Annotated in this window: 12 protein-coding genes and 1 other annotated feature; of the genes, 1 reads left to right on the plus strand and 11 read right to left on the minus strand. The window is 44.6% G+C overall.

What is annotated here, in order from left to right:
* Window positions 1–117: 117 nt before the first annotated feature.
* The 3 genes from glcT to recX form a co-directional block, all read right to left on the minus strand.
* The gene (gene glcT / locus BW944_RS09340) at window positions 118–957 is read right to left on the minus strand and encodes a glucose PTS transporter transcription antiterminator GlcT (protein WP_076559307.1); all 840 of its coding nucleotides are present in this window, start codon (window positions 955–957) and stop codon (window positions 118–120) included.
* A 387-nt stretch (window positions 958–1,344) separates the two neighbouring features.
* Window positions 1,345–2,919, minus strand: a complete 1,575-nt coding sequence (locus BW944_RS09345; RefSeq protein ID WP_076559034.1) for a hypothetical protein — start codon at window positions 2,917–2,919, stop codon at window positions 1,345–1,347.
* A gap of 58 nt (window positions 2,920–2,977) precedes the next feature.
* A complete protein-coding gene (recX, locus tag BW944_RS09350; protein WP_076559035.1) occupies window positions 2,978–3,787 on the minus strand; it encodes a recombination regulator RecX in 810 nt (269 codons plus the stop codon).
* Between the two features lie 59 nt (window positions 3,788–3,846).
* On the opposite strand from recX, the gene BW944_RS09355 reads away from it, so the two are divergent.
* Complete coding sequence (locus tag BW944_RS09355; protein WP_076559036.1) at window positions 3,847–4,752, plus strand: TIGR01777 family oxidoreductase; 906 nt, start codon at window positions 3,847–3,849, stop codon at window positions 4,750–4,752.
* A gap of 71 nt (window positions 4,753–4,823) precedes the next feature.
* On the opposite strand, the gene BW944_RS09360 is transcribed toward BW944_RS09355, so the two are convergent.
* The 8 genes from BW944_RS09360 to BW944_RS09395 form a co-directional block, all read right to left on the minus strand.
* Window positions 4,824–5,846 (minus strand): aliphatic sulfonate ABC transporter substrate-binding protein, encoded by a 1,023-nt coding sequence (locus BW944_RS09360; protein WP_076559037.1) that lies wholly within the window; start codon window positions 5,844–5,846, stop codon window positions 4,824–4,826.
* A gap of 36 nt (window positions 5,847–5,882) precedes the next feature.
* Window positions 5,883–6,641, minus strand: a complete 759-nt coding sequence (locus tag BW944_RS09365) for an ABC transporter permease (RefSeq protein ID WP_076559038.1) — start codon at window positions 6,639–6,641, stop codon at window positions 5,883–5,885.
* The gene (locus BW944_RS09370; protein WP_076559039.1) at window positions 6,619–7,413 is read right to left on the minus strand and encodes an ABC transporter ATP-binding protein; all 795 of its coding nucleotides are present in this window, start codon (window positions 7,411–7,413) and stop codon (window positions 6,619–6,621) included. The genes BW944_RS09365 and BW944_RS09370 overlap by 23 nt, the downstream gene beginning before the upstream one ends.
* A gap of 232 nt (window positions 7,414–7,645) precedes the next feature.
* A complete protein-coding gene (locus BW944_RS09375; protein WP_076559040.1) occupies window positions 7,646–7,957 on the minus strand; it encodes a hypothetical protein in 312 nt (103 codons plus the stop codon).
* A 74-nt stretch (window positions 7,958–8,031) separates the two neighbouring features.
* Entirely contained in the window at window positions 8,032–9,405 is a 1,374-nt protein-coding gene (argH, locus tag BW944_RS09380; protein WP_076559041.1) for an argininosuccinate lyase, read from the minus strand.
* Window positions 9,398–10,621 (minus strand): argininosuccinate synthase, encoded by a 1,224-nt coding sequence (locus BW944_RS09385; protein WP_076559042.1) that lies wholly within the window; start codon window positions 10,619–10,621, stop codon window positions 9,398–9,400. Before BW944_RS09385 ends, argH begins: the two co-directional genes overlap by 8 nt.
* A 75-nt stretch (window positions 10,622–10,696) precedes the next feature.
* Window positions 10,697–10,940: a binding site (T-box leader), on the minus strand.
* Between the two features lie 304 nt (window positions 10,941–11,244).
* Complete coding sequence (locus tag BW944_RS09390; protein WP_076559044.1) at window positions 11,245–11,532, minus strand: GNAT family N-acetyltransferase; 288 nt, start codon at window positions 11,530–11,532, stop codon at window positions 11,245–11,247.
* A gap of 239 nt (window positions 11,533–11,771) precedes the next feature.
* Window positions 11,772–12,380, minus strand: coding sequence for an alpha/beta hydrolase (locus BW944_RS09395; RefSeq protein ID WP_076559047.1), 609 nt, complete (start codon window positions 12,378–12,380; stop codon window positions 11,772–11,774).
* Between the last annotated feature and the right edge of the window lie 158 nt (window positions 12,381–12,538).

The raw sequence follows: 12,538 nt of genomic DNA on the forward strand, positions 1-12,538 counted from the left end.
ATAAAACCAAATAAAAAAAGGCATGAGTACGAACATCAGTAGTCAAAAAGGATATACATATCCCATTAACCACTCATATTTCGTACTCATGCCTAATCGCGTCAGTAACACGTACATTTATTTTTGAGTTAATCGTTGAAGATGAATCGTTAAATAAACAGCTTCTGATTCATCGACGGTTCTATTCAACTGTCGTTGCATCACTTTTATCAATTTCCAAGACAAATTATAACACACAGGATATTCTGTTTTCAACATGCTATCCAAATTCGTTTGGTCTCCCACTGATTCTCCCGTGTAAATACGATGAATCGCACGGTGAAGATGTTGGACCAGCCTGTGGTAATCAATGCTATTTCTATTTACCGTAAGCTCCAGCTGATCTTCTATAAGTTCCACCAGCTGAGTGATCAACTGATTATGTCTATTGATTTCCCTCAATGATTTATCCGTGACAGCGCTGTGAATGTGAAGAGCGATGAACCCGACTTCTCCCATCGGAAAATGGACGCCGGTCTGGTCATAGATGATTGTCACCACTTCAAGAGCTATATTATATTCTTTAGGGTAAAGCGTTTCTATCTCTGAAAGAAAAGGGTTACTGAATTCCAGATTATTTCTGGTTCTGTGGAAAGCGAACGCCAGGTGATCCGTGAGGGCAACATGAATATGCTCATGAAGAGGCTCTTCCATCCTTTTCTCCACGTGTCTTAGCACATCGCTCATCAACGGGATGAGTTCCTCGCTTACATGAGGGAGAAGGTTGACATATTGCTGCTTTTGCTCAGGATCACTGAGAAGAAACGTCTTTTCGGCTAGTTCGGTTTCTATTTCATCTCCAGGTTTCCGGTTGAAACCGATACCCTTCCCGATCAGGACAACTTCCTTGAAGGATGGATGTTCAGCGATGATCACATTATTATTCAACGTTTTCTGCACAGTAACCGGACGTTCCATATAAACCCCCCATTTTTCTAAAAAAACCGTTTCCATAAGCACATGTATTTATAATCCTAACGGGTAACCACCAACATTACAAGGGAAAAAGAAAAGCGAAAACTTCCGTTTAGAAGCCCTGTCATAAGCAGACCGGTCAAAAAAGTGTTCTTTCTTTTTTTTGATCCTGGCTGCTTATGACATGAGCTTCTGGTAGTTGTAGCTAGACAAGAAAAGCGGAATCACCCCGCTTAGAAACCTAAGTCATAAGTAGACGTGTTCTCTTTTGGGTGTATTCCCCAAAAAGACATGGCTACTTATGGCTCCGGTTTCTGGGTGATGGAGCTAGACAAGAAAAGCGGAATCACCCCGCTTAGAAGTTCTGGCGTAACAGAAACTACACGCTAATCATCTCACTTTAAACTTCTGATACGTTTCTTCTTTCAGCAATTTTCCGTAGGGAGATGAAATTCGATCATGCACTGTAATAGCATAGACCCCTTCTTCATAACCACCAGCCGGAGGATCTATTCTGATTTTCTCCCCATCTTCGGACAATTTCTTGTACACCTCGACTACTGCACCGGATTCGTTCACAACAGCAATATTTTTCGATGCCCCATCTTCAGATATCTCTGTATTGAACTCTACGTGCCACACCTTAGAACCGGTGACCGACGCACTTTCCTTTTCCTGCGTTGCAGATGTCGGCAAGAAATCATCAATCTTTGCGGCACCATTCTCTGGAATAGTGAGTCTTGCTACTCCTTCGGAAGTAACTGTAAGCACGCCATCATCTTCCTCCACCAGTTGAGTCACCTCTTCATCAACTTCATACCTGTCCGTGATTTTTCCTCCCTGATTGAGCACAGCCACGTATCCTTCTCCTGCAGCGATAATACTTCCTTCTACAATGGCTGTATGATGAATCGTCGGAAGCTCACGATTCGACCATGCAAAAGAACCGTCCTCATACAGTTTTGTAAGGGAAGCTATTTCTTTGTTCTGCTCATTGAAAAAATACACATTCTGACTGAACAGTCTGTAGGAGTCCGAGGAGCTGGCATTTCTTCCCTGCAGAAGCCATTGATCTCCGGTCATCTCGTTCTCCGTAATGTATTCTTCAAGGCGGTAAGGTTCCAGTTCCGTTTTCCATTCAACGTCTCCCCGGGAGGAGAGCTGATACAGATTACTTTTTGAAAACAGGTATTCTTCCATAAGAAGCGGGTCTGTCATAAGGAGACGATGATAAAAATCACCTTCCTGCTCGGAAACCGTTCTGCCATTTTCCTGCTTCAGAGCGTGGAAGATACCTTTGTACGGTTCAGTGAACCAGACAAAATCCTCCGAGAAGAGAGGGAGTTCTTCAAGAGCTGCAGACTTTCTCCAGATCGGTTCTCCGTTTTCATCCACTTTATACACATATGGATCATCGCTGAAAGACACATCGTCCGCTACGAAATACGAACCATCGTTCCAGGAAAGCTCCGGGATCAACTGATCGTTTCCGGTGAAAGTGAACGCCTTTTCTCCATTTTGTTCAACTGCGTGCCACTCTGCTCCTCCGAAGACATGGAGATGCCCGTTTGCAGCCTTCATAAAAGTCCTTTCACTGATAGCTATGTCATCTGGAAAATCAAAAGTAAGAGGAGCGGATCTTTCTCCCGTACCTACATCAAGTATGTAATCAAACCCGTCTTCTCTTGCTTCGGAAACCATCCACAAACGTTCTGCTTCCTCTTCAAAGACCGGCTGCACCACCCCTTTCACGTCATGCGTCCATTCGACCTCTCCTTTCTTCGTAAGGGCCACAACCTCTTCAGGAACCCCATAAGTGCCACATACCACTATGTGATTATCTTCCGTTGTGAAAACCTCTCCACTCGTACCGGACTCACAGGAATAATCCCATTCTTCCATAAATGACGGTTCAAAGCCGCTCAAGATAATCCACACACTGAAGACCACCACCCATTTCTTCATATTTCATTCCTCCCTGGCTTTCATTTTGCTATAGTTCTTTAAATGTGCCTCGCGAAATTCAATACCCTTTTTCTTCAAGAAAACGTTGAATCAGATCGCTCGAGAAACCCTTGCGATACAAAGCAGCCATCACTTTCTGTTTCCGCTCATACCCTTCCGCTTTTTTTTCGTATTTTCGGAGAGCCTTCTCTCCCTGCAGCACGAGGGAATCCCATTCTGCGGAATCCTCCTTTTCTTCAGCAAGCTGCAAGGAGACTTCCTTGATGACATCCTGCGTATACCCCTTTTGCATCATGGTCTGTTTTGCAGTCTGCAACTTCTGCTGGAATGATTTCTTTGATGAATCGTTCACTTTTTTTAACCCGAATTTCAGAGCTTTTCTGTACTGCTCGTCGAACGTATAAGACTCGAGAGCGCTCAGAATATAGTCCTCAGGCACCCCTTTCTGGATCAGTTCCTGTTTCAAAAGGAGAGGCCCTTTACTCGAAGTGGCAATCTTACTTTGTACATAGCTTCTCGCGAAAGCTTCATCATCGAGGAGATTTTCTTTATAGAGGCGATTTATGATATCTTTCGCATCTTCTTCTGTAACGTCATTGTCCAAAAGATAATCATACATTTCTTTTTCAGCACGCATACGGTAGCTTAAATAGTGTATAGCTCGGGTATAAGACTTATGTAACTCATCTTTATTTTTCATTTGCTTGATGTCTTCTTCGCTCAGTTCCATCCCTTTGTGCAGGTTGTATTGAATGAGGATATCTTCACCTACACCGAAACCGAATTCTTCTGTATCACCACGCTTCAGAAAAATGTTGAAACGTCCTTTATTCTTCTGTTGCACTGAAATTTTACTGATGGCAGGCATTTTCTCCGCCTCCTCTCTAAAGACTATAATATCATAAACACTCTAAGGAGGATTCACTTATGAACATAGTAATTGCCGGGGGCACCGGCTTTGTAGGCAAACACTTGACCCAGCATTTCACAGTAAAAGGAGACCACGTATTCATTTTAACGAGACACCCTGAAAATCACCAGAATGAACAGAACATTACTTATATAGGATGGCTCAAAGATGAATACTCTCCGGAAAAACAGCTCCCCGAAATTGATGCTATGATTAATCTGGCCGGCGCTTCTCTCGCAGGCGGCAGGTGGACACCGGAAAGAAAACAGCTCATACGCCAAAGTCGTATTGATGCAACGAATGGCCTTTTATCCATCATCGAAAAGATGGAGCAGCCTCCAGAAGTGCTCGTAAACGGTTCAGCTGTAGGATTCTACGGTACCTCCGATCATAAATCTTTCACTGAAGAAACGACTGAAGCCGGAAATGATTTTCTGGCAAGCGTCGTAAAAGAATGGGAAGATACAGCGAGTCAGGCCAAGCTGAAAGGGGTACGTACCGTTTTCACACGCTTCGGGTTGATTCTGGGCGAAGAAGGTGTGCTCCCTCTGATGAAACTTCCATACAAATATTACGTCGGAGGCAGGCTTGGAGACGGAGAACAGTGGATGTCCTGGGTGCATATCGAAGACGTTGTAGGAATCATTGATGAAGCTATTCACAATAAGTCCATCGAGAATGCAGTTAACGTAACGGCTCCGACTCCGAAAAGGAACGAAGAATTCAGCCGTACGCTTGCCTCGGTGCTGAACCGTCCGCACTGGTACCATGTTCCCTCCGCTGTCATCCGTACTCTTCTCGGAGAAATGAGTACGCTCGTCCTGGAGGGTCAGGCCGTTTATCCCAAAAAAATGTCCGAAGAGACGTATAAGTTTCGATATCCTGATTTGAACGGAGCCCTCTACTCCCTATTGAAACAATAATCCGGATATCAAAAAAGCGTGAAATCCGCTGATTACCAGCAGGATTTCACGCTTTTTTTCTTGAGTATTTATCATTTTTCGAGAAAGCTTTTATCAACAAGACCCGTCAAATCAGGTTTTTCTTTCAGAAATTCAAGGTCATAGGAGGAGTTAGCGAAGTCTTGCAGTACACTTTCGTCTACATCAGTAGAAAAGTCGATTCTCTCCCACGCACTATCAATCACTTCTGCTGAAAGTTCCTGATCAGTAATTTCCTTGATTTTATCCTGAGCGATCGTTTTCGCTTCTTCAGGGTTTTCGTTGATGAAATCCGTCGCTTGCTGATGGGCATCGACAAGGTTCTGGATCATTTCAGGATTCTCTTCCTTCAAATCTTTGGAGGTCACAAACACAGCCGCCGGAAGCGTTTCTCCATACGCTACTTCCGGTGTATCGACAAGCACCTTTCCGTTTCCTTCAGCTTCGATTTTGGAAGCCCACGGTTCAGGAACAGTTGCTGCATCGACTTTGCCTGCCTTGAACATACTTGCGTAAGTGGCCGGTTTGCCGGTTACGTGTTTCATCTCACCCTGTACACGATCGGAAGTGATACCGAACTCATCTTTCATCATCGCTTCAAATTGAACATCGTGCGTGCAACCTACACGCGGGGAGATGAACGTTTTCCCTTTCAAGTCCTTAGGAGAAGATATTCCCGAGTCGTTTCCTGCCATAATGACAGTTCCGCCTTTCGATCCGGCAGCTACAATATTGATTTTAGCTCCACTCACATAGTGGTTCATCGCAGGCCCCGGTCCTACAATTCCCCCTTCAATCTCACCGGTCTCTACCGCTGTCATAAAAGCTGAGCCATCCGGGAAGTACTGATAGTTGACCGTCGTACCATCCGGCAATTGTTTTGAATACATTTCCTGCTCTTCTGCCACCATACCAGCTACGTGGTTGATGTTCGGGAAATACCCGATTGTAATTTCGTCAGAGGAACCTTCGGAAGAACCTTCCCCGTTGCCACTTGCTCCTGATTCACTGCTTCCGCAAGCACTCAGCACCATAAGTAGAGAACCGAGAACCGCCAAATAAACAAATTTCTTCAAATTGTACACTCCTTTTGTAATTTCACTTAAGTTATTTTATAGTACGCCCCAACGTTTCATCACGTTTTTCTCTAATTTGGAGAAAACCACCTGATCCACTACAGCGCCGATGACTCCGATAATGATAATGATACCGATAACCTGATCCATTCTTGCATAATCCTGTGCATAGCGAAGGGAATACCCGAGTCCCGGGCCATTACTCAATAATTCCCCGGCCATCAAGGCTCTCCAACTGAATGCCCATGCCAGACGAAGACCTGACATGAAGTAGGGAACACTAGCCGGAATTTCAACTCTGAAAAATTGAGAAACGCCGCTGACTCCCATCGTTCTGGCTGCTTTGATCAATTGTGGAGAGACGCTCCGTATAGCCGATCGTACGTTCAGAGCCATTACGAATGTTCCTCCGAGAACTACCACAAATACTACAGCCGCTTCTGAGAAACCGAAGATCATAATCGCAAGCGGCACCCAAACGATACTCGGGATACTTTGCAGGGCGACGAGATACATCCCGGCTGTTTCATCCGCTTCTCTTGATTTTCCGAGAAGGACTCCGAGCAGCGTCCCGAATAAAATAGCTAAAATAAGACCTGAGAATAGATGCCGGAAACTGGCTCCGAGCGCTGTGATCAAATCACCGCTTGCGAATCCTTCATAGAGAGAGGCTGCGACTGTCCAGGGAGAGGGAAAGATAATGTCTTCGAACACGTTCAATGCGAAGATGACATACCAGATACCGACGACGACAACGAGGAACCCGACCCGCTTAGCTAGTAGGGACAGACTCATTATCCAGTTCTTCCTTCAGCACTTTATTTATTTCTTTCTCCAGCAACTCCATTACCTGCTTCTCCAACTTGATCACTCTTTCATCGTCGCGCTCTCTCGGTCTCGGTATATCTACGGGGAAATCCGCAATGATTCTCCCCGGGCGTGTTCCCATAACAATTACACGGTCTGACAGTTTAATCGACTCCTGTATGCTGTGTGTAACGAAAAGAATCGTCTTTTTCGTATCTTCCCATATCGACAATAGCTCTCGATGGAGGATATGCCTCGTCTGTTCATCAAGTGCACCGAACGGCTCGTCCATCAGAAGAACTTTCGGATCCATCGCGAGCGCTCTCGCTATAGCGACACGTTGCTGCATACCTCCGGAAAGTTCATATGTATAGCTCGATTTCGACTTACTGAGATGAACCATTTTCAGGAAGTGATCTGCACGCTCCTGTGCTTCTCGTTTGGACAATTTCTTTTTGAGAGGGAACATTACATTCTCTCTGACAGTGAGCCATGGGAATAAGGACGGCTGTTGAAAAACCATACCACGGTCTGTGCCAGGCTCATCTGTTTCCTCACCTTCGAGTTTGATCGATCCGGCTGAAATGTCTTCAAGGCCTGCGACCATTGAAAGCAGCGTCGACTTCCCACAGCCGGAAGGTCCGAGAATGGAAACGAACTGATTTTCTCCAATTTCCAAATCAATATCGGAAAAGACTTCGAATTCATTTTCCGGAGCAGTACCAAAACGTTTTTCCACCTGTTCAAAACTCAAAAACACACTGACCCCTCCTTCCTGCATAAAACATATCAATTTAGTATGTTTTACATTATATGCATCCTGAAAGCTAATGTCAATAATATTCCGATAAGTCTACTTTGTTATTTGAATGAGGCATCTGTCATCGTTTTTTCGTCTCTAGGTGTAGAAAAACATCCGGATCGAGCCTAAATGACAAAACCCCCGAAGATGAGGAATTTGCCTAACCTCTTCTTCGGGGGAATCAAAAAGCTTACCCTTCTTTTTTCATGGCACCATGTTCTTCAAGCACTTTAATAGCTTCATCATATTCCGCTTCGTCCACGTCGAATTGCAATAGATGAGTCACTTCTTTTCCTTTAGCTCCCAATGCTTCATTGAATGTCTCCCCGTACTCAGCCATACTGGCCTGAAATCCTCCTGAGGAGAACGGGATGACCCGGGCTAATTTGGAGTCCTGAGGAATCTCTTCTACCCTTTCGTTTTCCACTTTGAGTTTCTGGAGGGAAGTCATGGCACTATGAGCATCATTTTCGCTATTAAAATAGGCAATCAACTGTTCCATCATTATCATCCTCTCATTTATACTTCATGTAGGTTTACTTCCCCATCTCCTTACGTTAAAAACACCTGCCCCTACTAGGACAAGTGTTTCTTTGCAAGATGAAGCTGATCTCTCACCTGAGCGAAGCCGGTGCCACCTTCACTTTTTCTGGCGGCTACCACTTGTTCCGGAGAAAGCTTTTCAAAAATGTCTTCTTCAATCAATTCAGAAAAACCTTTGAATTCTTCCAGACTTAAATCAAGCAGATACTTCTCTTCCTGAATAGCGTATAACACGACTTTACCGATGACTTCATGAGCCTCCCGGAAAGGCATACCCTTTACCGCAAGATAATCGGCCATGTCTGTAGCATTGGAATAATCACTGTTCACAGAACTGTTCGTCCGTTCGAGTTTCACATCCATCGTCTTCAGCATAGGGGAAAGAAGGGAAAGAGCACCTTCGAGTGTTTCGACTGTATCGAACATACCTTCTTTGTCTTCCTGCATATCCTTATTGTAAGCGAGCGGCAAACCTTTCAGTAACGTCAGCAGTCCCATCAGATCTCCGTAGATTCTGCCTGTTTTCCCCCGCAACAACTCAGGGACGTCGGGATTTTTCTTTTGAGGCATAATGCTGGATCCTGTGCAGAAAGCGTCATCGAGTTCGATGAAACGGAACTCTTCACTGCTCCACATCACCAGTTCCTCTGAGAGGCGGGAAATATGCATGATCAGAATAGAAGCATCCGATAAAAACTCCAGGATAAAATCACGATCACTAACCGCATCAAGTGAATTCGGATAAACTTTGTCAAAACCGAGAGCCTCCGCTGTTTCTTGACGGTCGATAGGATAAGGTGTGCCAGCCAAAGCGGCTGCTCCAAGCGGGGACCAGTTCACTCGTTTCAAACTGTCCTGGAGCCGTTCTTTGTCCCGTTCGAACATCCAGAAATACGCAAGCATATGATGGGCGAAAGAGACCGGCTGCGCCCGCTGGAGATGCGTATAACCCGGAATCATCGTTTCGATGTTAGTTTCAGCCTGAGTCACGATGGAGTGCTGCACAGCTTCTAAAAGATCGATCAGTCCCTTCGTCTTTTCTCTGAGGTACAAGTGCATATCCGTGGCTACCTGATCGTTACGACTACGTCCAGTATGCAGTTTTCCACCGACAGGTCCTATTTCATCAATCAGCAAATGCTCGATATTCATGTGGATATCTTCATCACCAACCGAAAACTCGACCTCGTTTTTTTCGATTTTCTCCAGAATCTTATCAAGACCCTGTCTGATCTCTTCCGCTTCTTCTTCAGCGATGATTCCCTGGTTACCGAGCATTTTCACGTGAGCCTTGCTGCCTTCTATATCAAAAACAGCCAGCTTCTGATCAAAACTGATCGAGGCTGTATACGCCTCGACCAGTTCATCTGTCTGTTTTGTGAATCTTCCTCCCCACAGCTTACTCATTCGTAGTCACCAGATGCTTTTTCTTATTATGCACATCCGCGTGAACTTTCGTCGGAAGCCCCCATAGCTTGATAAATCCGACCGCAGCGTTGTGATCGAACGCGTCGTCTTTTGAATAAGTGGAAAGCTCTTCGTTATAAAGACTTACCGGAGAATGTTTCCCGATCACCTGATGGTGTCCTTTGAACAGTTTGATTTTCACTGTACCTGTAACGAACTTCTGCGTATCCTCGATAAATGCCTGGAGAGCTGTTCTGAGCGGAGAATACCAAAGACCGTCATAAACGACTTGTGAAAGCTGTTGTTCTACCTGTGGCTTATAATGAGCGACTTCTCTCGTCAATGTAAGAAACTCGAGTTCTTTGTGAGCATTGATCAGGATCATAGCTGCAGGGTTCTCATAAACTTCTCTCGATTTGATACCTACGAGTCTGTTTTCTGTATGGTCGATTCTTCCGACTCCGTGTTCACCGCCGAGATCATTCAATTTTTCAATGAGATCGACAAGACCGATTTCCTGTCCGTTCAGGCTCACAGGCTTCCCTTCATCAAATCCGATTTCAATCGTTTCAGGTGTATCCGGTGTTTCTTCTACCGGATTCGTCCAGTCATAGGCAGCTTCGGGTGCCTCCTGCCAAGGGTCTTCGAGCACCCCTGCTTCACATGCTCTTCCCCATATATTCGCATCGATGGAGAATGGGTTTTCTAGATTGACAGGAATCGGAATACCTTTTTCATCTGCATAAGCGATCTGTTCATCTCTTGTCATTCCCCATTCTCTTACCGGAGCAATGACTTCAAGTTCAGGATCGAGAGCCTGTATGGAAAGTTCGAACCTTACCTGGTCATTCCCTTTTCCGGTACATCCATGAGCGACGGCCACTGCACCTTCCTGCTCCGCTACTTCTACGAGCAACTTGGAAATCAAAGGCCGGGATAAAGCTGAGGAAAGAGGATATTTCCCTTCATATAACGTATTAGCTTTAAGAGCCGGAAGAAGATACTCATCGGCGAGAAGTTCTTTCCCTTCAATCATAATCGCTTTGACTGCACCTACATCAAGAGCTTTCTGTCTGATCGTTTCCAGATCCTTTCCTTCTCCGACATCTATTCCGAGTGCGATAACGTCGTATCCGTATTTCTCCTGGATCCATTTTATTGAAATCGATGTATCTAATCCGCCTGAATATGCAAGTACTACTTTAGGTTTTGTCATGATTTTCGTCCTCCTCAGAATTTTTCATAATAATTCGTGTTCCATTTTCACCACAGAAAATCCGCCTCTTTCTTAAAAAGAGACGGATATCAGTCCGCGGTACCACTCTCGTTGCCTTATACAAATCGATGAATATATTCATCAACCAGAAAAGACCTGCTCATTAACCAGGATAACGGGTGTCTCCCCGCCTCCGATTACTTGATTCACCGGAGTTTCTCCAAAGGGCGCTTCTTTCAGTTTTGTACGCCGGGCTTCCACCATCCTCCGGCTCGCTGTAGTCATCCACTGAAATACTATCCTTCTTCTCAGAATGTATTTTTATTATTATTTATTCATAATTATACATTCTGGTTCATACATGTCAACAGCTTTCCAAAAGAAATTTCAAAACCTTGCCGTTCCTTCCTTCTCTCTCCGGTGATAAAGTCAGTCGGGAAACTTCAGCTCCAGCTGGCGAAAAATAAAAAACACCCCCGAATGTCGATGATTATACACACGACGCTCGGAGGTGTTTTCCTGTTCTCATTCAATTCGGAGCACTTAAAGATTTTTTGTGTTTAAGCGCGGAAAATCAGTTTTTTTAAAAGACTCGATCTCTTTCTCATTCCATTTTCCGTTGGTCATTCCGAAGAGCGCAGACCAATGAATACATCTTCGTAATCTTCGTTGTCCGTTAAAACATCACGTGCATAAGGACAATGGGCAACGATTTTTCTGTTCTCTTCCCTTGCATGCTCCACTACTGCATCCACGAGCTGCTCACCTATGCCTTGGCCCCTCAAAGATTCACCTACATACGTATGATCGATGATGAGTTTATCTTGTCCGAAATTCTCAAAATGAATATAAGCTTCCGGATTTTCTCCTTTTCCTATGAAAAAACGTTTATCATCCTGTTTTATTTCCATGTATATTAGTCCCTTCCTTCATTTGTGTCACTACCATGAAAAAATAAATTTCATCTGTGATAATGCGAATAAATCAGCACGGACTTTCCTGTTAAAACCTGCCGTCCGTTTCCTGAACGCTTCAGACAGCCGAGACTTTATCCTCTAAGTTTCACTTGGGGGCTTGGGTACCGGTGTTGCAGCCTTTCCCTTCTCAAACTTCAATCATTAGCAACCTTACCTCTTACCAGAGCTTTTGATTAAGAGAATCGGTTTTCGTACCATTGCCGAGCATGTGTAATTTCATCTCTGGATAGTTGATGTCCCTGGTCTGCCCAGAAAATTTCCACTTCAGCCCCTGCTCCTTTAAGCAGTTCGGCCAAGTCTTCGGTTTCTGAAGCAGGGCAGATAGGATCGTTTGTACCAGCACCAATGAACACCGGCATTCCCGAGAGATCCGGCAGGCTGATATTTCTCCTTGGAACCATCGGATGAAGAAGGATCGCCCCTTTCAAAGTCTTCCCGTAATGGAACAGGAGGCTCCCTGCAATATTAGCACCATTGGAATACCCGACAGCCAGCATATTATCACGCTCAAATGAATGCTCTTCACTCGCCTCATCCAGAAAATCGTGCAATTCTTTCGTTCGGAAAATCAGGTCCTCTTCATCAAACACCCCTTCTCCCAAACGACGGAAGTAACGGGGCATCCCATTCTCACTTACGTTCCCACGTACTGACAATAAGGGAGCCTGCTCGTCTATCATTCCTGCGAGCGGAAGAAGATCCTGTTCTGTTCCTCCTGTACCGTGCAATAACAGAAATACAGGCTTATCTGTAGTGTTTCCCTGTTCAAAAATATGTTTCATCGTTATCCTCCTCGTTTTTCGATTTCCACCTGAAGCATTTTTTCAAACTACAATCTTGACTTCAAGATAATTATAAAGAAATGATCTGTTTACGTCAAAAATTCAAAAATACCAGTGAAATTTTCTGATAAATGCAAAAAATTGTGTTTCTATTTTAT

It is taken from the genome of Salimicrobium flavidum, from assembly GCF_900156645.1.
Taxonomy (GTDB): domain Bacteria; phylum Bacillota; class Bacilli; order Bacillales; family Halobacillaceae; genus Salimicrobium; species Salimicrobium flavidum.

Excerpts from the sequence above, each read along its gene's own strand:
- glcT (WP_076559307.1), bottom strand. The coding sequence starts at position 957 with ATGGAACGTCCGGTTACTGTGCAGAAAACGTTGAATAATAATGTGATC.
- BW944_RS09345 (WP_076559034.1), bottom strand. The coding sequence starts at position 2,919 with ATGAAGAAATGGGTGGTGGTCTTCAGTGTGTGGATTATCTTGAGCGGC.
- recX (WP_076559035.1), bottom strand. The coding sequence starts at position 3,787 with ATGCCTGCCATCAGTAAAATTTCAGTGCAACAGAAGAATAAAGGACGT.
- BW944_RS09355 (WP_076559036.1), top strand. The coding sequence starts at position 3,847 with ATGAACATAGTAATTGCCGGGGGCACCGGCTTTGTAGGCAAACACTTG.
- BW944_RS09365 (WP_076559038.1), bottom strand. The coding sequence starts at position 6,641 with ATGAGTCTGTCCCTACTAGCTAAGCGGGTCGGGTTCCTCGTTGTCGTC.
- BW944_RS09375 (WP_076559040.1), bottom strand. The coding sequence starts at position 7,957 with ATGGAACAGTTGATTGCCTATTTTAATAGCGAAAATGATGCTCATAGT.
- argH (WP_076559041.1), bottom strand. The coding sequence starts at position 9,405 with ATGAGTAAGCTGTGGGGAGGAAGATTCACAAAACAGACAGATGAACTG.
- BW944_RS09385 (WP_076559042.1), bottom strand. The coding sequence starts at position 10,621 with ATGACAAAACCTAAAGTAGTACTTGCATATTCAGGCGGATTAGATACA.
- BW944_RS09390 (WP_076559044.1), bottom strand. The coding sequence starts at position 11,532 with ATGGAAATAAAACAGGATGATAAACGTTTTTTCATAGGAAAAGGAGAA.
- BW944_RS09395 (WP_076559047.1), bottom strand. The coding sequence starts at position 12,380 with ATGAAACATATTTTTGAACAGGGAAACACTACAGATAAGCCTGTATTT.